13 protein-coding genes are annotated in these 19,281 nt (G+C 71.3%); 3 read left to right on the forward strand and 10 right to left on the reverse strand.

The genetic code is table 11. The features are described 5' to 3' along the window. The first annotated feature begins 19 nt into the window (after window positions 1-19). Complete coding sequence (locus ABZW11_RS06800; protein WP_355413423.1) at window positions 20-1,870, forward strand: NAD-dependent epimerase/dehydratase family protein; 1,851 nt, start codon at window positions 20-22, stop codon at window positions 1,868-1,870. Window positions 1,871-1,973: 103 nt separating this feature from the next. Here ABZW11_RS06800 and ABZW11_RS06805 read toward each other — a convergent pair whose 3' ends face one another. From ABZW11_RS06805 to ABZW11_RS06830, 6 genes are all read right to left on the reverse strand, one after another. Continuing rightward, entirely contained in the window at window positions 1,974-2,720 is a 747-nt protein-coding gene (locus ABZW11_RS06805; protein WP_355413425.1) for a hypothetical protein, read from the reverse strand. Between the two features lie 212 nt (window positions 2,721-2,932). Continuing rightward, window positions 2,933-5,110 (reverse strand): FtsK/SpoIIIE domain-containing protein, encoded by a 2,178-nt coding sequence (locus tag ABZW11_RS06810; RefSeq protein WP_355413427.1) that lies wholly within the window; start codon window positions 5,108-5,110, stop codon window positions 2,933-2,935. Next, window positions 5,107-5,406 carry a hypothetical protein gene (locus ABZW11_RS06815; protein ID WP_355413429.1) on the reverse strand — a complete coding sequence of 100 codons (300 nt, stop codon included), beginning with the start codon at window positions 5,404-5,406 and terminating at the stop codon, window positions 5,107-5,109. Before ABZW11_RS06815 ends, ABZW11_RS06810 begins: the two co-directional genes overlap by 4 nt. Next, complete coding sequence (locus ABZW11_RS06820) at window positions 5,406-6,293, reverse strand: DUF2637 domain-containing protein (protein WP_355413431.1); 888 nt, start codon at window positions 6,291-6,293, stop codon at window positions 5,406-5,408. The genes ABZW11_RS06815 and ABZW11_RS06820 overlap by 1 nt, the downstream gene beginning before the upstream one ends. A gap of 418 nt (window positions 6,294-6,711) precedes the next feature. After that, window positions 6,712-7,242, reverse strand: coding sequence for a hypothetical protein (locus tag ABZW11_RS06825; RefSeq protein ID WP_355413433.1), 531 nt, complete (start codon window positions 7,240-7,242; stop codon window positions 6,712-6,714). Then, a complete protein-coding gene (locus tag ABZW11_RS06830) occupies window positions 7,229-10,453 on the reverse strand; it encodes a BTAD domain-containing putative transcriptional regulator (RefSeq protein WP_355413435.1) in 3,225 nt (1,074 codons plus the stop codon). The genes ABZW11_RS06825 and ABZW11_RS06830 overlap by 14 nt, the downstream gene beginning before the upstream one ends. A gap of 117 nt (window positions 10,454-10,570) precedes the next feature. Between ABZW11_RS06830 and ABZW11_RS06835 the strand changes: the two genes are divergently transcribed. Together ABZW11_RS06835 and ABZW11_RS06840 are read left to right on the forward strand one after the other, a co-directional pair. Next, window positions 10,571-11,866, forward strand: coding sequence for an FAD-binding oxidoreductase (locus tag ABZW11_RS06835; protein WP_355413437.1), 1,296 nt, complete (start codon window positions 10,571-10,573; stop codon window positions 11,864-11,866). Between the two features lie 207 nt (window positions 11,867-12,073). After that, window positions 12,074-13,249 (forward strand): epoxide hydrolase family protein, encoded by a 1,176-nt coding sequence (locus tag ABZW11_RS06840; protein WP_355413439.1) that lies wholly within the window; start codon window positions 12,074-12,076, stop codon window positions 13,247-13,249. Here the strand turns inward: ABZW11_RS06840 and ABZW11_RS06845 are convergent, their stop codons facing one another. The 4 genes from ABZW11_RS06845 to ABZW11_RS06860 form a co-directional block, all read right to left on the reverse strand. Further along, complete coding sequence (locus ABZW11_RS06845) at window positions 13,250-13,882, reverse strand: class I SAM-dependent methyltransferase (RefSeq protein WP_355413441.1); 633 nt, start codon at window positions 13,880-13,882, stop codon at window positions 13,250-13,252. It lies immediately after the preceding gene. A gap of 102 nt (window positions 13,883-13,984) precedes the next feature. After that, window positions 13,985-16,261: a SulP family inorganic anion transporter gene (locus tag ABZW11_RS06850; RefSeq protein WP_355413443.1), complete on the reverse strand. Its 2,277-nt coding sequence runs from the start codon at window positions 16,259-16,261 to the stop codon at window positions 13,985-13,987. A 78-nt stretch (window positions 16,262-16,339) separates the two neighbouring features. Next, entirely contained in the window at window positions 16,340-17,962 is a 1,623-nt protein-coding gene (locus ABZW11_RS06855; protein WP_355413445.1) for a hypothetical protein, read from the reverse strand. A gap of 184 nt (window positions 17,963-18,146) precedes the next feature. Next, complete coding sequence (locus ABZW11_RS06860; protein ID WP_355413447.1) at window positions 18,147-18,695, reverse strand: YbhB/YbcL family Raf kinase inhibitor-like protein; 549 nt, start codon at window positions 18,693-18,695, stop codon at window positions 18,147-18,149. Window positions 18,696-19,281 lie beyond the last annotated feature (586 nt).

The following is a 19,281-nucleotide window of genomic DNA, read 5'->3' on the forward strand; positions in this document are numbered from 1 at the left end:
TGACCCCGAGCTGTTGGCCATGGCCCGCCGACACCTGGGGCCCGTCACGCCGCTTCCGCGCCTTGACCTGCCGTCGCACCTCCAGGTCCTTGCCGCGAGGGACGGGCAGCGCTACATCCTCAAGCACCACCAGGCGCCCGACCGGTTCCATGCCGAAGTCCGCGCCTACTCCACCTGGGTCCCAGCCCTGAAGGAACACGCTCCAGCCCTCATCCACGCCGACCCCGACACCCTCTCCCTGCTACTGACCGCCATCCCCGGGCAACGCGCCACGCAGCTCCCCGAGGACTCCCTCGCTGAACGTCGGGCACACCGCGACGCGGGCCACGTCCTGCGTCTCCTCCACCAAGCTTCGCCCGGCCCGCACACCGCGACCGACGTACCTGCCTACCTCGCTGAGCGCATGCGCTGGTGGGCCGCCCGCGCGCACCTGGCGGCCCTCATCACCTCCTCCGACCTTCGCCTCCTGCACTACTGGGCGGACGAGATGGCCGCAGAGACACTCGAGACCACGGTGTGCCACCTGGACTACCAGCCACGGAACTGGATCGTCAGAGACGCGGGACGGGTCGGCGTCGTCGATTTCGAGCACACCCGCCTGGACGCTCGCATCCGCGATTTCGCCCGCCTCGAACACCGCTACTGGCGGCGGGCACAGCACTTGCGCACGGCCTTCTTCGACGGCTACGGCCGCCCGCTCGATTCCACCGAACACCAGCTCCTGGAACGCTTCCGCCTCCTGGAGGCGGTGACCGCACTGGTACGAGGCCACGAAGCGAACAACGCGGAACTCCTGACCCACGGCCGCACACTCATCGCCAGCATCCACCAACCACCTCAGAGGACCCCTATGCCCACGCCAGCCACCTCCCACGGGCCACGCGAGTCACTTCCCCGGCGAGCCGTCGTCACCGGCGCGGCCGGTTTCATCGGCTCCCACCTGTGCCAGGCATTGCTCGCGCGGGGGGTAACCGTGATCGGTGTAGACCGCCGCGATCCTCGCAAGCACCTCAGCGCCGCCCACAACCTGGCCGACATCCGCACTCACCCAGGCTTCGTCTTCGCCACCGGCGACCTGCGCACCTGCGCCATCGAACCCCTGCTGCTCGACGCCGACGTCGTCTTCCACCTGGCCGGCGTCCCAGGCGTCCAGCCCTCTTGGGGAGCCGACTTCGACGACTATGTCGCCTCCAACATCTCGGCCACCCAGCGGCTCATGCACGCGGTGACGAGGCTGCGCATCCCGCGTCTCGTCGTCGCGTCCTCCTCCAGCGTCTACGGCGCCCCCGACGGCGACCGCCCCAGCGCCGAAACCGATCACCCGCGCCCCGCCTCCCCGTACGCGGTGACCAAGCTCGCGGAGGAACAGCTCTGCCTCGCCCACGCGGCCCGATCGGACTGCGACACCACCGTGGTGGCCTTGCGGTACTTCACCGTCTACGGCCCGCGCCAGAGGGAGGACATGTTCGTCCAGCGCCTCCTTACCGCAGCCTCGACCGGACTGACCCTCCAGATCTACGGGGACGGCAAGCAGTGCCGCGACTTCACCTACATCGACGACGCCATCAACGCGACCATCGCGGCAGGCACCGTCTACCTGCCCAACAGCGTGATCAACGTCGGGGCCGGCCGCACCATCAGTCTCAACGACGTCGTAGAACGAGCCCACCAGCTCACCGGCCAGCCCATCAACGTCCGATCCACCAGCGCACGGAGCGGGGATGTCTCTGTCACCTGCGCCGACGTGACCTCAGCGCGTCGACTGCTCGGCTGGGCCCCGACCACCGACTTGGTCACCGGCATGGCCACGCAGCTCGACTGGATGGCCTCCAGCCGAAGCCCTTCCCCCATCGCGGCGGAGGCCGTCTGACGGCACCAGAAGCCACGGCGCGGGCAGACCAGCCCACGATCACACTCAGGCTGCCCGCGCCGTCCACAGGCAGACGACCGCCGATATCCGGAGTGATCAGCGGTCAGGACACATCGGGTAGCCAGGGCGGGAGCTGCGGAGCTGGTTCGCTCTGAGACTGGTCCTGGTGGTACTTGCACGGGCCACCGCCAGTGGCCACGGTGCACGCGCTGCCCTTTCTCGTCAGGCGACCGCATTGCACGGCGGGATCATGGACATGGCACAGTCCTGACGGCCGAGCGTCGATGGGGCAGGGCTCGCCCTTCTTGGTGGTGGCCCGGCATCGCAGCCTCGTCGGCGCATGCTGTGGGGGCTGCTCGCTGGCCGGGACGGGCGGTGCGCTTGGTTGCAGATGCTGGTCAGCGGTGCGTGAGTACAGCCGCCGTCGGGTGGGACCTACAGCGCGGCAGGTGGTCACGAAGACGACTAAGGCCACCGGTTCCGGCACGGTCCCGGACGGCGGCTCTCCCCAGCGCACCCACACAGGGACCACGCCGGAGTCGGCCTCGACCAGAAGCTTTCGGGCGGACCACGGTTTCTCGGTCTGGTCGATCTCGATGGCGATCGGCGGGCCGTCGAGCCGTTCGCACACCACGTCCAGATAACCGGACCGATCCGGATGAGCTCCGGGAAGTTCGGCCAGACTGGGCACCTCTCGCCGGACCCGCCAGCCGTGGGCAACGCCCCAGGCGACCACCGCGCGAGTGAGTTCGGCCGTCACCCGGGCTGCCGACCAATCAGTGAACGTCAGCGGCGCCAGCCAGCGGGCCAGAGACTGACCCGCGCGCTGCGCGCGAACCTCCAACTTCACGCTGCTGTGTTTCCCTGCCGCCCGCGTCCAGATGCCTGTGGACAGGTAGTTGTCGCCTATCCGAGGCGACGTTCCTAGCGGGTGGAGCCGCGAGGTCTAGCGGCTTGGCTAGCGGTGCAGCCTCGTTCTGAGCTGGGATCTAGCGTTCTAGCGGCCCCATGCGAACGCCCCTGGAATCGGCTCCAGGGGCATTCGATGAGGTGATCGGCGCGCTAGGGCTGGGTCTTCCGCTTGCCGTACGCGTCGGCGATGTCGGACCGGTTGAAGCCCTTGCGGTTGCGGCCCTTACCGGCGGAGTCGCGGCCCCAGGTGTCCTCGGTCTTGACGCCGTACTCCTTGAGGCGGGCGGTCAGTGTGGCGGTCTTGGCGTCGTCCTCCAGGTCCGCCCACTGGCCGTAGGCGTCCGGCCGGTGCTCGGCCAGCCGGTTCACTACCGTGCTGTTCCAGACCTTCTCTTCCTTGGCCGTGGTCACGGTCAGGATGTCGGCCAGCAGATCGTAGGAGACCCGCTGGGGCCCTTTCTGGCCGATCGCCTGCCCGGACAGCGTTCCGGCCTGCTGGCGGAGGTGGTGGGCGCGTTCGGCGATCAGCTCGGAGGTGGGGCCGTCCAGGTAGGCGGAGCGGACGATGGTCGGGTCTTCGGCGATGCCGACGGCCCAGGAGATGCCCTTGTCGTTGAGGGTGAACATGGTGGCCTTGACGCCGGCCTGGTGCATGCCGGTGCCGAGGATCATGTCGTTCTCCTGCCAGCCCATCACCCGCAGGCAGATCCGGATGCCCGCGTTCGCCGAGATGGCCTTGGGCAGGCTGTCCTTGTCCGGCCGCTGGGTGGCCAGGATGAGGATGATCCCGAGGGCGGGGCCGCGCTTGATGATCGCGGTGGCGTACTTGGCGGCCTCCTCGCCGTACTCGTCGTCGGCGAACAGCTCCTGGCACTCGTCGATGGCGACCACCATCGGGTGCAGGCCCAGGTCGCGCCGGGCCGCCAGTTCGGGGGTGACCTTGAACTCGGGCGCCTGGTGGCGGGGCAGGCCGTCGATCACCTCGGCGCGCCGGTCCAACTCGGCGTACACCTCGGCGAGCGAGGCGACGCAGGCGGCCTTGGCGGAGTCGGTGGCGCCCTTGGCGTAGTGGTGGGCCACCTTCTCTAGCGCCGACAGGTCCCCGGTGCCCTTCAGCTCGAACAGCCGCAACTCGGCCAGCGGGTCCAGCGCGCAGGCCAGCAGTAGCACCCGCAGCGCGAATGTCTTGCCGTAGCGCGGCATGGAGCCGATGAGCACGTTGGCGAACATGAGCAGGATCGAGATCGGCCGGCCGCGCTGGTCGTTGCCGTACGGAACCGGCTCGAACAGGCTGACCTGCCCCGACGTGGCCAGCGGCCAGGCGGGCTGCCGGGCCTTGCGCATCTCCTGATCGCCCACCCACAGCACCAGGCGGCCGGGGTGCTCCTCCGAGACCGGTTCGGGCCACACGCACCCGAGGGCGCGGCGCAGGCCGGAGGCGAGCTTGTCGCGCTTGTCCAGTACCTCGGACACGGTCACGCCGAGCGGGAGATCGACCTCGGCCCGCCAGCCCGGCCCGTCGCGCATGATCGGGGCGGGGAAGGTGATGCCGCGCCCGTTCTTGCCGAGGGCCTGGTTGATGGCGGAGATGCCGAGCGAGCCGAGCGCGTCCAGCACCTGGTCACTGGTCAGCTTGCGCACCCGGTTGGGGATGACCGCCCGGTCCAGCAGCGGCTGATCGGCGGGCGTCCCGAGCACCCCCGCCCCGGCGATGAGCACGCCGAGGATCGCCCACTGCACCCAGGTGGGCGAGGCCATGGCGACGAAGATGCCGACCAGGACCGCCGTGATCGCGCCGATGAGGAGCGTCCACAGGCGCGCCTTGACCCGGTCGTCGCGCTGCCGCGACAGGGCCAGGTACTCCGCCGCCTCCTCCTTCGTGGCCGCCGCACGCCGCACCGGGCGGCCCTCCAGGTCGAACAGCCACCGCACCAGAGCCACCAACAACCGCCAGGCGCCGGCTGGGGAACGCCCCGCGAGCTTGGCGGCGTACTTCGGGGAGCGCAGCGCGTGGTAGGCCAGCACGTAGCCGGAGTGCTCGGCCTGCCACTTCAGCACCTGCAAGGCATCCGCCCGCGACCGCAACCACAGCGGCACCAGCGGCTGCCGCTCCTGGCGGCGCGCGGCCAGCTCGGCGAGCAAGTCTGTCGGTTCGGGCTGGTGCGCCTGATCAACGAGAACCACGGTCCCCTCAAGAACGCTGTCGCTCTCCTCCGGGGCCTCCCGGGCAGCCTTCTCCGGCGTGGTCTCAGCGGCGACGCGCACGTCCTCGTCCTCGGCCTGGAGAGCGATCACCATGCGGTCGCTCATCTCCTCCGTGGCGGTCATGCCTGCACCTCCGTCCGGGTGACCAGCGAGCCGAGGCTCTCGGTGTGCACGGCGAGCGCCTCCACGACGACCCGTGTCCCGGCGACCGCGTGCCCGGTCAGACGGCACAGATCGGCCAGGATGAGCAGCACGACCACCACGAAGACACGCACCGCCGTGAAGGCTGTGCGCCCCCATCCGGCGCGCCGCATGGCCGCCCACATCTGCCCGGCACTTCGAGCGTCCGCGTCCGCCTCTCGCGTGGCGCACAGCAGGAACACGAACACGCCCATGGGGGGAATCAGGAAGCTCGTCATCACGCCGCCTCCGCCTGGCTCGTGCCGGTCGGCTGCACGCCGCTCTGCGATGGGGGAGCGGCCTGGGAGCCGCGTGTCCCGGCCGCCTTGGCTTCGGCAGCCTGCGCCCGCTCCTTGTCCACCTCGGCGATGATGTCTTCGGCCTCGCGCTGCTCCAGTCCCCACCGGTTCATCAGCGGGCGGCGGCCGATGCGCTGCTTGCCCTCGCTGAGGCTGTCGAGGTAGGCCAGCCGCGCGGCCTCGTACCGGTCGGTGGGCAGGACCGGCACCTCGCGCTCCACCTCGACGACGGTCTCGATCGGCTGGCACACGTGCTCCTCCGCCGGAGCCTCGACCGACGGCCTGCGGGTGTTGCGGACGATCCACATCAGCAGCTCGTACGCCCCCGCGAACGCCAGCGGCGCCAGGGCACTGACCAGGCGCGACCCGAGCCCTCCGGACCAACCGTGCGCCACGTTCGCCGCCAGGGTCACCGCGCCGCCCAGGGCGAGCGAGACCCACGCCAGGACCGGCACACGGATGCGGCGGCGCGAGCAGTAGACCATCACCAGCGACGCCATGACGATCACGCCGTCGGACATGGCCGGGTAGAGGACGGCCATGTCGTGCCGCTCACCGAGGGCGATGGCCAGGCCGTAGAAGTGGTGGTACGAGACGTAGGCCGCAGCGGCGGCGACGGCCAGTAGCACGGCCACCGCGAAGCCGAGGATGACCGTGTCTCCGAGTCGGCCCGCGCCAGTGTCCACAGGGCGCTCAGTGACCGGCACAGCATGCCGGCGGCGGTGACGGAAAGGGTTGGGGAAGAAGCGCCCGACGCGCTTCGGCAGGACCTCGTCGGCGTGATTCGCGCTCTCGGCGATGGTGGGTGTGGAAGGGTGAGGGCTCATGGCCTGGCTCCTGGTGTAGTCAGGTTGCTGGGTCACAGGCCGGGGTTCGGTGTTGGAGTCACCGGGCCCCGGCCGCTTGCTACTTACTTGCGGAAGGGACCGCGGAAACTCGGCTGAGGCGCGCGGTTGAGTGTTATCGAACTATCTGGGCATGGGCCTGCCTCCAGCACGGCGGCCGACTGCATGGGGGAGCGGCCTCCAGGAAGGACTCCAGGCTCCCCGCGCTCCTGTTCCGTCTCTGTTCCGCCGGAGCACCAGAAAGGCGGCAGAACGACGCGAAACGACGAAAGGCAAAAAGCCAGCGCAAATAGGGTACGGGGGAGAAGTGCAAGGTCACAGAGGGGCGACGTCTGAGCCCGGCCTACAGGCCGACTCGTCACTTCCACCCCTCTGACCAGGGGTGGCAGACCAGCGCAGCTCACAATCCTCGGTCGCGCTCGAACTTCTCCGGGTTCGGAAAGTACTGAGAAGCCTCGCTCGTTGCCTTGATGACAACGGGCTCCTCAAGGGGGGCGGGCCATATCTGGAGGTAGTGGTCATCGACAGCGTCATCCGTGCCCTCCAGATCCAAGCCCTTGATGTGATACCGAATGCGGTACGTTCCAGGCCCGGCATGAAGCGGGGGAAGGGGACACATCACAGCCTCGTCGAAGGTGAACCCGGTCATCTCCACTTCGCCCGACATGGACACGTAGCCAATTTCCACGATGTCCTCGTAGGTAGCGAGATCTGCTCCGGGGTCTCGGCCGGCGACTGTCACGGTGAAGCTGGCCGGACCCCACTGGTGAGTGATCTGGAGGGTGGCACACCCCTGCTTGACTTCGACGAGTCCCATGGACTGGGCCGGTACGTCGGCATACCGGTCGAGTTCCTTGTCCAGCAGGTGAGCGACACCACAGTCTTGAACGTCAACCGTCAGGCGTACGGTGCGAGTCTCATCGTTGCTCATGAGTGGGGAGCGTAAGCGCCGCCACTGACAAGATCGACAGGGGTGGTGCGGCCTGGTGGGCTGCGTGGGTGTGCATCTGGGCTGCTTGGTCGTCGCCCAGGCGGTGGGCCAGGCGGGCCAGGACGTGGTGGGTCGAGCCCCAGCAGGCGGAGCCCATTCCGGCCACTACGTATTGGTCTGCGTACGGGATCAGGCGGTCGTACAAGCGGCGGGGGTCCGGGGTGCCGAGATGGGCGGCGATGAGGGCCCAGACGGGGAGCAGGAAGTCGGTGGTCCAGTCGTCGGGGATGCCGGTGCCCCATCGGGCCATCAGGTCGTGGGCCAGCTCTTCGCGGTTCGCCTCTATGGCCGCCAGTACGGCGAGCGGTCGTAGGGGGACCAGGTCGGGGGCGTCGGCGGCGGTCATCAGTTCGTCCAGGATGTCGGGCACCCGGCCCTGGGCGCGGCGGCAGGTGTATGTCGTCACCAGGCGCCGGAACGACCGGCCCCACAGCGTTGAGCCGAACTGCAGGTCGCCGTACTCGGCGAGCAGCTCCTCCGCGTCGTCCCACCTGCCGTCGAGGGTGGCGCGGGCGGTCTGGGCGATGCGGACCATCGACTCCAGCTCGGGACGCGGCGCCGCCTTCAGCAGCGTCTCGCAGCGGGCCAGCTCCCGGTCCCAGCTTGCCAGGTCGCCGTCGCGCAGCAGGCAGGACATCAGGAAGACCCGCGCCATCACCTCGCCGCTGACCGGCAGGCCGGGCAGGGCGGCCAGTTCCGCGGCCATCGCGCGGCGTTCCGCGTTGCGGCCGGGGCGGAACGCGGCGAGCAGGTAGTTGTTCATCGTCCTGGCCAGCAGGGGGACGTCCCCGACCCTTCTGGCGATCCTGACGGCTTCGGCGGCATGGCGTTCGCCCTCGGCGCCGCGCGGCCCGTAGTGCAGCTCCAGCGCCAGCGCGCCCAGCAGCGCGGCACGGTCGGGGTCGGTGAGCGGGCCGTCGAGCAGCTCCTCGATGACCGTCACCATGTCGTCGTCGACCACGCCGTACGCGCGCCAGTTCCACAGGGAAGGCCCGCCGGCGGCGGTGACCGCGGGGATCAGCGCCTCCCGGTCGCCGACCGCGCGGGCGATGCGGATCGCCTCGTCCCAGTCGCCGCGTGCCTCCTGCGGCCGGCCGACCGCCCGGTGGGCCTGGCCCCGTTCGGTGAGCAGGCGGGCCCGCTCGCCGTCCTGGCCGGGCGGCAGCGCCGACAGGGCCATCGTCCAGAAGTCGACGGCCTCGGTGTGCGCGAGCTGGCCGGTGGCGTGACGGGCGGCGCGGGAGGCGTACTTGACCGCTTTGTCCGCCCCGCCCAGCCGGACCGCCTGGGTGAAGTGGTGGGCCAGGATGGCCGACTCCGGTTCCGGCAGGACGGGCTCCAGGGCCTCGCCCACGCGCAGGTGCAGGCGGGATCGCGCCAGTCGGCCGAGCCCGGCGTAGAGTGCCTCCCTGACCAGGGCGTGGGCGAACCGGTAGTCGGCTCCGTCCGGTGGCTCGACCAGCAGTCCCGTCGCGACGGCGGGTTCCAGGGACGTCATCACCTGCTCCGCCGTGCTGTCGGTCACGCTCTCCAGCAGGCCGACGCCGACGTCGCGGCCGGCGACCGCGGCCGCGCGGAGCAGGGCGCGGGTCTCCTCGGGCAGCCGGGCGACGCGGCGTTCGATGACGTCGCGTACGCCGTCGGGCACCGCCTGCTCGCTTCCGCGCAGCCGCAGGAGCTCCCCGAGGTAGAAGGGGTTGCCGCCGGTCCTTTCCAGCAGCGTTCCCACCAGCCCTGGCTCTTCGGCGATCCGCTTGGCGCGCAGGTAGGACGCCACGTCGCCGGCGGTGAAGGGGTGCAGCTCCACGCGTTCGCCGGCTCGTGACAGCACGGCGAGGGTGTCGCGCAGCGCGTCGGGATGGTCGCCCGGCTCGGGGCGGCAGGTGACGAGGACGAGCAGGCGGTGCCGTACGGCCGCCTGCGCGACGAAGCTCAGCAGCCGCAGCGAGGAGACGTCCGCCCAGTGCAGGTCCTCCAGGACGACGGCCGCCGGCGTCTCCTTCCGCGTCAGGACGTCGGCGACCTGCTCGTACAGGCCGAACACGTCCTGCCCGGGATCGGGCGCCCCGCCGGACAGCAGCCCTGAGCCGTCACCGGCCTCGCGCAGGATCTGCCTCCATGGCCAGTAGGCCGGTGCGGTGCCGTCCACGCACTGCCCCCAGGCGACCTGGAAGCCGCGTGCGGCGGCCAGGTCGGCGGCGGCGCGCACGAGCCGGGTCTTGCCGATTCCCGCCTCTCCGGTGACCAGGACGACGCCGCCCCGGTCGCGCCGCGCCTCGCCCAGCAGGCGCTGCACCAGCTCCAGCTGGCCTGAGCGTGCCATGAGGCCGACCTCGCCCGGTTCCGGCGCGGGCTCGGCCACGGGGACCGGGGGAGGGCGCAGATCCGGCGCCTGGCCGAAGACGGCCTGCTCCAGTTCGCGCAGCCCGGGTCCGGGGCTCAGGCCGAGGTCGTCGGCCAAGCGGGTGCGTACGCGGCGCAGCGCGGCCAGCGCGTCGGCCTGCCGGCCTGACCGGTAGAGCGCGAGCACGAGCAGCGACCAGGCACGCTCCCGGTACGGCTGGTGCTCGACGAGCGCCTCGAGGCCGGGGATCAGGGAGGCCGTCTCGCCCAGGGCCAGCCTGGCGTCGAAGCGGTCCTCCATGGCCGTCACGCGCGTCTCGGCGAGCCGGGCGACGACGGGCTGGGCGAACTCCTCACCGGCGAACTCCCCGAGCGGATCGCCACGCCACAGGTCGAGGGCACGGCCGAGGACGCCGGCCGCCCTGTCGTGCGCGCCTTGAGCCAGCGCCGCGCGGCCCTCGTCCGCCCAGGCGGTGAAGCGCCACAGATCGACCTGCCCCGGCGCGATGGCCAGCAGGTAACCAGGGTCGCGGGTCAGCAGGACGCCGGGCGGGGTGCGCGGCGGGCGTCCGGGCTCCAGGACCCGGCGAAGGTGCGCGATGTACGCCTGCAACGTCCGGGTCGCCCCAGCAGGCGGCTCCCCGGCCCACAGCTCCTCGATCAGCCGGTCGAGCGACACCACCCGGCCGGGCTCCAGCGCCAGCATCGCCACCAGGGCGCGCTGCTTGCGCGTGCCGAGATCCAGCACCTTCCGGTCGCCCCCGGTCACCTCCAGCGGCCCGAACAGCCGGAACTCCAACCCCGTCATGACCTTTTCCCCCGCTATGCCGGATCTCACTCTAGGGCACCTCAACTCGACCCCAGCTCGATCCCAGACGCGGTCCGGCACGGTGGAGCCATCAACGACCACAAGGGGCGGGAAAGCATGAACATCAAGGACGAACTGCGCGGCAGGGTGCTCGTGGCGGGCGACGAGGGCTTCGACCTGGCGCGGCGGCCCTGGAACCTGGCGGTCGAGCAGCCCGTACGGGCCGTGGTCGAGGCCGCCGACGCCGACGACGTGGCGGTCCTGGTCCGGTACGCCCGCCTGGCCGGGCTCACCGTCGCGACCCAGCCCAGCGGCCACGGAGCCAGTGGCAACACCGGCGAGGTGATCCTCCTGCGGACCGGCCGCCTCGACGAGCTCGACGTCCGCCCGGACGAGCGGGTCGCCCGCGCGGGCGCCGGCGTCTCGTGGGGGCGCGTCCTGTCGGCGGCGAGCCCGTACGGACTCACCGGCCTGGCCGGCAGCAGCCCCGCGGTCACCGTCACCGGCTACACCCTCGGCGGCGGCCTCAGCTGGTTCGGCCGCAAGCACGGCTTCGCCGCCCAGAGCGTGCGCGCCTTCGAGGTCGTGGACGCCGACGGCGACCGTGCCAGGGTGACCGCCGAGAGCGACCCCGACCTGTTCTGGGCGCTGCGCGGCGGCGGCGGGGACTTCGCCGTCGTCACCGCGACCGAGTTCGCCCTGCACCCCGCGCCCACTTTGTACGGCGGGCGCATGCTGTGGCCCGCCGCCGAGGCCCCGGCCGTCCTGGACGCCTACCGTCAGATCACCGGCACCGCCCCGGAGGAGCTGACCGCCTGGTACGAACTCCTGCACTTTCCCGGCGCCGCCCCGATGGTCGCGGTCGACGTGACCTTCCTCGGCGCCGCAGGCGACGCGGAGACCCTGCTGCGCCCGCTGGAGAAGATCGGGGGCACGCTCTCCGACTCCCGCGCCGTGCTGCCGGTCGACCGCCTGGGCTCCATCACCGCCGAGCCCACCGACCCAGGCCCGGGCTGCTCGCGGGCCGAGCTCCTGACCGGCCTGAGCGATGAGGTGGCGGCGGCCCTGCTGGAACGCCCCATCGAACCGCTGCTCAGCGTCCAGGTCCGGCACCTCGGCGGCGCCCTCGCCCGCCCGTCCGGCACCTCCGCGGGTCACCTGGAGGAGCCGTTCGCGCTGTACCTGTTCGGCATCCCCGGGGCCGACGGCGGCGCCGCCGTAGGCGACCGCATGCGCCAGATCACCGACCCGCTCATCCCGCACAGCACGGGCCGCAAGCCGTTCACCTTCCTCGCGCCGGGCGAACGCGCCGCCACCGCCTTCACCCCGGAAACCCTGGACCGCCTCCGCGCCATCAAGCGCGCCCGCGACCCGCGCGGCACGTTCCGCAGCAACTTCCCCGTCCTCGGCTGACAGTGATGATGGAGATGAGCGCTTCCCGGCAGGGTCTGACCACCGCCGGCCGTCTCAAGAGCCGGGGGCGGCGCGGTGGTAGCGGGCGGCGAGGTCGCGGACGTACGCGACGAGCTCCGGAGGCTCCGTCACGGTGAGTTCGGCGCCGAGCAGCCCGAGGTGGACGGCGAGCGACTCGATGCTGTCCGCGCCTGTGTCCTTGGTCTCATGAGCAACGACATCGTCCCTTTCCGGATCGACGTCCCCAAGGACGACCTCGACGACCTCCAGCAGCGGCTGGCACGGACCCGCTGGGCCGAGGAGCTGCCTCCGGACGACTCGGCTCCGGCCGGCCCGGTGCCGCCCGGCTGGGAGTACGGCGTCCCGGTCGGGTACGTCAAGCAACTGGTCGAGCGCTGGCGCACGGGCTACGACTGGCGCGCCTGGGAGGCGCGGCTGAACGCCTACCCGCAGTTCACCACCGAGATCGACGGGCAGACCATCCACTTCCTGCACGTGCGCTCGCCGGAGCCGGACGCGACCCCGCTGATCCTGACCCACGGCTGGCCGACCACGGTGGCCGAATGGCTGGAGGTGATCGGCCCGCTCACCGACCCCCGAGCCCTCGGGGGCGACCCGGAGGACGCGTTCCACCTGGTCATCCCGTCGCTGCCGGGCTTCGGCTTCTCAGGCCCGACGAAGGAGCGCGGCTGGGACCGCTATCGGGTGGCCCGCGCCTGGGCCGAGCTGATGCGCAGGCTCGGGTACGACCGTTACGGCGCGGCCGGCAACGACGGGGGCTCGCTCGTCTCTCCCGAGGTGGGCCGGACCGACCCGGAGCACGTCGTCGGCGTGCACGTCACGCAGGTCTTCTCCTTCCCCTCCGGCGACCCGGCCGAGCTGGAGCAGCTCACCGAGGACGAGCGCGGCAAGCTCGACTTCGCCAAGTGGTTCGTCGAGAACAGGGGTGCCTACGACAAGCTGCAGTCCACCGAGCCGCAGACGCTCGCGCACGCCCTGGCCGACTCGCCCGCCGGCCTGCTGGGCTGGCACGCCCAGCTTCTCGGCCCGCTCGACCAGGACGTCGTGCTCACCAACGTGATGATCTGCTGGCTGACCAACACCGCCGCCTCCGCCGCCCGGTTCTCCTACGAGGACGCCGCGACCGCCCCCGCCACCCAGAAGACCAACGGCCGGGGCACCACCGTGCCGGAGCCGACGACCGTGCCGCTCGGCCTGGCCAACTTCGCCTGGGACTACCAGTCGATCAGGACGTTCGCCCAGCGCGACCACAAGAACATCGTCTCCTGGAACGTCTACGACCGGGGCAGCCACTTCGCCGCCCAGGACGCGCCCGACCTCCTCGTGGACGACATGCGGCGATTCTTCCGCAACCTGCGCTGATCAGCCCTTGAAGACGGCGGTGCCGAAGACATGGGTCAGGGGCGGGATCGGGGGCTGCGGGGCGAAGGGGAAGCGGTCGATCTCCGTCACCTCGAAGCCCGCCCGTACGATCTCCGCCACCGTGTCCCTGTTCGGGTGGCAGCCGCCCGCCGCCCGGTGCCAGGCCGGGGTGAGCAGGTCCTGCAGCAGGCCGGTGACGCGGCGTGGGGAGCGTACATGCTCGTAGAAGTGCAGCCGCCCGCCGGGGGCGAGCACGCGCACGATCTCCGCCAGCGCCCGGCTCTGCGCGGGCACCGAGCACAACACCAGTGACACGACCGCCGCGTCCATCGTGCCGTCGCCGGCCGGAAGCGCGTCGGCGTGACCTGGCAGCACCGACACGGGCACCGGCGCCGATCTGGCCTGCGCGACCGCGTGGGCGCGCAGCGTGTCGTCCGGCTCCACCGCCACCACCTCCGTGACGGACAGCGGGTAGTGGGGGAAGTTGCGGCCGTTGCCAGCGCCGATCTCGATCACCCGGCCGTGCAGGCCCGCCAGCAGGCGGCGGCGGTGCGCGTACGCGCCGCGCCGGTCGGCGAGCTCGGACGCCCTCACGTACGCCTGAGCGAAACGGGGATGCTGGAACGCGGTCATCCCTCCAGCATGCCCCGCCGGAAGCGATCGAGGGGCGACGGGGGGCGACGGGGGGCGACGGGGGGCGACGGGGGGCGACGGGGGGCGACCGGCACCGCGACCCTAACCGCGCGCGCCGCGCCCGGTCTGCGGAGGATCACCCAGAATGCGGCGATCGGCGGCCATCACCCGGCGGGCGGGCATGCCGACGTACGGGGTGGCGGGCCGCAGCGGCGGCACCATGTGCACGCGGGCCGAGCCGATGTCGAAGTACAGCCCGACCAGCTCCAGCTTGCCCGCCCTGACCTGCTCGTCCACCTTCCGGTACGTCCGCAGGTTCTCCAGCTGCTGCTGCACGTTGACCCGGCACAGCACGTCGAGCGCCCCGCTGTGCAGCCGGTCGCCCTCGAGTTCGATGAACGTGGCCAGGCTGTGGTGCCCGTGCCGCAGCCACCGTCGCAGCCCCGGCAGGCTGCCCGCCTGCACGCCGCCGCTCAGCACCCCCGCCATGGCCCCGCACCCCGAATGCCCGCAGACCGTGATGGTCCGGACGTTCAGCACCTGCGTGGCGTACTCGATGGCGGCCACCACCGAGTCGTCGTGCGGCTCGGCGCCCCTGCGGGGGACGAGGTTGCCGATGTTGCGCACGGTGAACAGGTCACCTGGACCGCTCGCGGTGATCAGGCTGGGCACGATCCTGGAGTCGGCGCAGGTGATGAACAGGTGCGACGGCTGCTGCTTGCGGGCCAGCTCGGTGAAGATCGGACGGACGAGCGGCGCCGTACGGCGGTGGTATTCACGCGCGCCCGCGGTGAGCTGGCACTCGGCCCCCGCGCTGTCACGCGGCTCGGCGGGGGCGCGGCGCCGGTGCGCCCACGGCAGCCACGACCGGTCGGGCGCCTTCAGCGGCGACTTCTTCGGCAGCGTACGTCCCCCGCTCGCGGCCAGCGTGTACCACTCGTCGTGCAGCTCGTCGATGTCCACCGTGCCGCCCGTGCGCTCGTGGTCGAGCCGCCAGGAGTGCAGGGCCTCGAAGGCCGCGTTGTCCATGAAGTCGATGTTCAGGTCGAGGTCCACGTGGGCGCCGGTGGGCACGGCCCGCAGCTCGTGCGTCAGCCGCGGCACGCCGAGGAACGTCAGCGACCCCGAGATCGTCACCCGCAGCCGGCCCTCGCGGTCCTCCCGCTTGAGCACGGTCACCATGGTGAGGCGGCGCAGCGCCAGCAGCGCGGCCAGCGCCAGCCCGGCCAGCACGCCCTCGGCCAGCCCGAGCAGGATGACCCCGGCCATCGTCACGACGTACACCGGCACCTCGCCGTGCCCGTGCACCTTCTTGACGTGGCCCAGGTTCACCATCTGCACGCCGATGAAGACCAGCAGCGCCGCCAGCGCCTCCAGCGGGATCAGCGTGATCGTCCAGCCGAACCCGAACGCGAACACCAGCACCCACACCCCGTGCAGGATCGCCGACCACCGGGTACGCGCGCCCGCCTGCACGTTCGCGCTGCTGCGCACGATCACCCCGGCGACCGGCAGCCCGCCGAGCGCACCGGTGACCATGTTGGCCACGCCCTGCCCGGTCAGCTCCTGGTCGAGGTCGGCCCTGCGGCCGGTGTGCAGGCCGTCCACGGCCACGCAGCACAGCAGCGACTCGCAGCCCGCGAGCAGCGCCACCAGCAGCACCGCGGCCACCACCAGGTGCCAGTCGCCCTGCGGCAGCACGGGGAAGGCCCACTCCGTCACGCTGTCCGACAGGTCGACCCGCGTCACGTCCCAGCCGAAGGCCCATGCCGTGACCGCCGCCGCGAACAGCGCCGCCAGCGGCGCCGGCACCACCTTGAGCGGCTTGGGCAGCCGCGTCCACAGGGCCAGCACCAGGATCGTCAGCACGCCGACGGCGACCTTGTGCCCGTGCAGGTTCGCGATCTGGCCGGGCAGCTCCACCAGGTTGGCCACCGCCGAGCGCTGGGAGCTGCCGCCGAGCACGATGTGCAGCTGGGCGAGCGCGATGATCACGCCGACGGCGGCCAGCATGCCGTGGATGACGGCCGGTGAGACCATCAGCGCGGCCCTGGCCGCCTTGAACACCCCGAGCACGAGCTGCACGGCCCCCGCCAGCAGGGTGATCATGCAGGTGGCCCGCCAGCCGTAGGTGTGCACGAGGTCCACGACCACCAGCGACAGGCCCGCGGCGGGGCCGCTCACCTGCACCGCCGAGCCGCCCAGGGCGCCCGCCACGACGCCGCCGACCACGGCGGCGATCAGCCCGGCGACGAGAGGCGCTCCCGAGGCCATCGCGATGCCCAGGGAGAGGGGCACCGCGATGAGGAAAACCACGAGCGAGGCCGGCACGTCATATCGGAGGGTGCTCAGCCGGCTACTCTGCGTGTCGCGGAACATGGAGCAAACCCTATTGCTCCGTCTCCCCCGCTTTAGGGGGGCGTCACGCTGGTTTTACGGATTAATGGGTACGAAAGATCATCTGTAATAGTCGTGCGGAAGGTCCTGCTCGGGGGCCGACCTGCGGTGGCTGCCCCGGCCGCCCTCCTTCTCCGTGCCGCCGCCGTACGCGGGCCAGCCGCCCTCCGGCGCCGGAGGCTCCGGCCAGGACGCCGCCGGGCTGGTGGTGATGTCACCCGTTTCGTAGGCACCCATCGCGAACGGGGACGCCGGCTGCGCCGGAGGCGGCGTGGGAGCCGAGAGCACGTCGTAGTTGGAGACCGCCCGGCCCGGCACGGTCGGGGTGCCGGTGGCGGGGGAGGGGCTCGTGAGCGGGTCGGAGTCGTCGGCCACGGCGTAGCCGGAGCGCACCTCGTAGGAGGCGGGGTAGGACGGGCGCGCGGCGGGCTGCTCGAACGCCGGCCAGGAGCTGGCCCCGCCGTAGGGGGTGTCGCTCGGCGCCGGGTCGTCGAGGATGTCGGGCGAGGCGGCGGGCCACGAGCCGGACGTGTTGGCGGGCCGCGTGGTGCTGCCGTAGGAGGGGTCGAGCGGGTCGGGCGTGCCGCCGCTGTAGGCGGGGAACGGGTCGCTCGTCGGGGCGCCGTGGATCGGCGCGGCGGGAGCGGCCGGGAAGCTGCCGCTGGAGGTGGGGCTGACCGCGGGGAACGAGCCGCTGCCGGTCGCCGCGGGGGTGGCGGGATAGGAGCCGCTCGTCGAACCTGAGCCGTAGCCGCCGCCCGTGGCGGGGTAGTTGGAGGAGACGCCGCTGGAGGCCACCGGAGCGGGCCTCGTGGTGGGCCTCGGGGCGGGCCTCGTGGTGGGCCTCGTGGCGGGCTCGGGAGGCGTGGGGGCGGGCACCGGCTGGGCGCCGGGGGCGAGGATGCTCATCACGTCGGCGGTCGGCGCCGCGAACGTCACCGTGCGCTGGTCGGCCAGCTCGGACTGCGAGGGCTTGGCCCGCTTCTGCGGCTCCACGAGGTCGGCGAGGTTGGCGGCGGCGGGCTGGCGCTGAGGGAGCGGGGCCTGCACGGTGGCCGCGTTGGGGTCGACGGAGGCGGCGGGCTGCGGCTTGGCGGGACGCCGCTTGGCGGGGCGCTCACCGGACCGCTCGGCGGGACGTCCGGCGGAACGTCCGCCGGGCCGCGCGGCGGGCCGATCAGTGGGCCGATCAGTGGGCCGATCAGTGGGCCGGTCGGCCTGGGCGGCGGGACGCTGCTGCTCGCGTTCGGCGGGACGCTCACGCTCGGACGGGCGTTCGACGGGACGGGAGGCGGCCTTCCTGGCGGCGACGGTGCCACCCGCACCGAACCCGCCCTCCTCCGCGTCACTGCGAATGCTGGCCCAGAACTCCTCGTCATCGTCGTCGTTGGTGGGGTTGCCCCACTCGTCGACGCCACGACGGCCACGCTGGCCGGTGCGGACCGGCTTGGGTTTCGGCTCGTCTATGGGACTGAAATCGGGGCTGAAGTTGGCCATCCGAGGCTCATGCTTCGCGAACTCGTCCGTCGAACGAGTCTGGGTCTGCTCCTCTTTCTCGGCCATCTCCTTCAGCCGTTCCGGAGGAAGCGAGCTCTCCCTGCGGTTCATCGAACGCATGCCCAGTGCCACGACGACGAGCACGAGGAGCACGACAGCGACCAAGCTCACTACGACCGCGATCATTGCACCACCCTCAAAGCCATGGCCTCCCTCTGGCACCGATGAGATCGCGCGGCCATCGACGCGATCTGCCCCCTTTGATCACCAGTGCCTAACGATTGGATCTGATTGTGTCGGACCACTATGAGAGTTGTCACACCCTACGTGAAGAATTGGTACACCGGCACCACATGCCGTGTTCGGGCGTTCACTCGATGTTCACCGCCGTGAGCCGCCCCCGGGCGATGGTCTGGTTCGCGATCTGCTTCAAGATCTGCGGGAGCTCCGAGCCCTCGGCGCTCTCGACCTTGTCGTCCAGCGTGTAGACAGTGAACCGATAGCTCGCCTTCTCTTCACAGGGCGGCTCGTAGCCGGCCCGCCCGCTGGTCACCGTCGCCTGACCGGAGCCCTCAGGCGGATCGGCGGCGGCGTTGGGGCCGAGCTCGGTCGTGGTCGCCGGGATGTTGTAGATCACCCAGTGGACGGCCGAATCGGACCCGGTGTGGCTGTCGGCCACGATCGCGATCGACTTCGCCTCGGACAGCGGCTGGCTCGACCAGCGCAGCGGCGGGCTGCCCTGGTCGCCGTGACAGGAGTATTCGCGCGGCAGCGGTTTGCCCTCGCGCAGCTCAGGACTCGTGACGTTGATCTCCGCGATGTCCTTCGCCTGTGATCTGCCGATGAAACCGAGACTGCCGCAACCTGACAAGGCGAACGCGACACCCACCGCCGTCACAGTGGCGGTGACGCGTCGCACGCGTGATGCCGTGTTACACAGCCCCATGCCGGACGATGCTACGCGGGTCTCGGCGGTGCGCAGACCGTTTCTCGATGGTCCGTGGTCGGTAAAGGATCCGAAAACAGCCAGAATGACGGCATCCGGGTAGTGAGCTTGGCCACATGAACGGGGCATGAGGAGGTCTCGCGGGGCTCTGTCTCACGGACCGATACAGCCTTGCCACCTGCGACTTCATCGCGTAAGGGGGCGATGGGGGAGATCCCCGCCAAATTTGCGAAAAGGGACATAGGTTTCGGACCAGGTGTCCAGCAGAAAAACCAGGTGCCAGCTCGAACAGCAGGGTAGCGGAACCGCTCCGGTGCGCGATCACCGGGGCTCCGTCTTCGGGGCTTCCTGCGGGAGGGGTGTCTCCGCGGACGGCGGCTGCCACGTTGCGTGAGGCGATCGCGCAGTGGTGCGGTCACGCGCTTGCCGGGCCTGGCTGGCACGAACGTGGCGCCGCCGACGTGGCCAAGCTCGACAGCCTGCGGTTGGCCGCCACCGAGCATGGCACCGCCCCGGCGGCCCTCCGACCCGACACGCCGTGCCACACCGGGGATCTTTA

This window comes from Nonomuraea sp. NPDC004580, assembly GCF_040609855.1.
Taxonomy (GTDB): domain Bacteria; phylum Actinomycetota; class Actinomycetes; order Streptosporangiales; family Streptosporangiaceae; genus Nonomuraea; species Nonomuraea salmonea.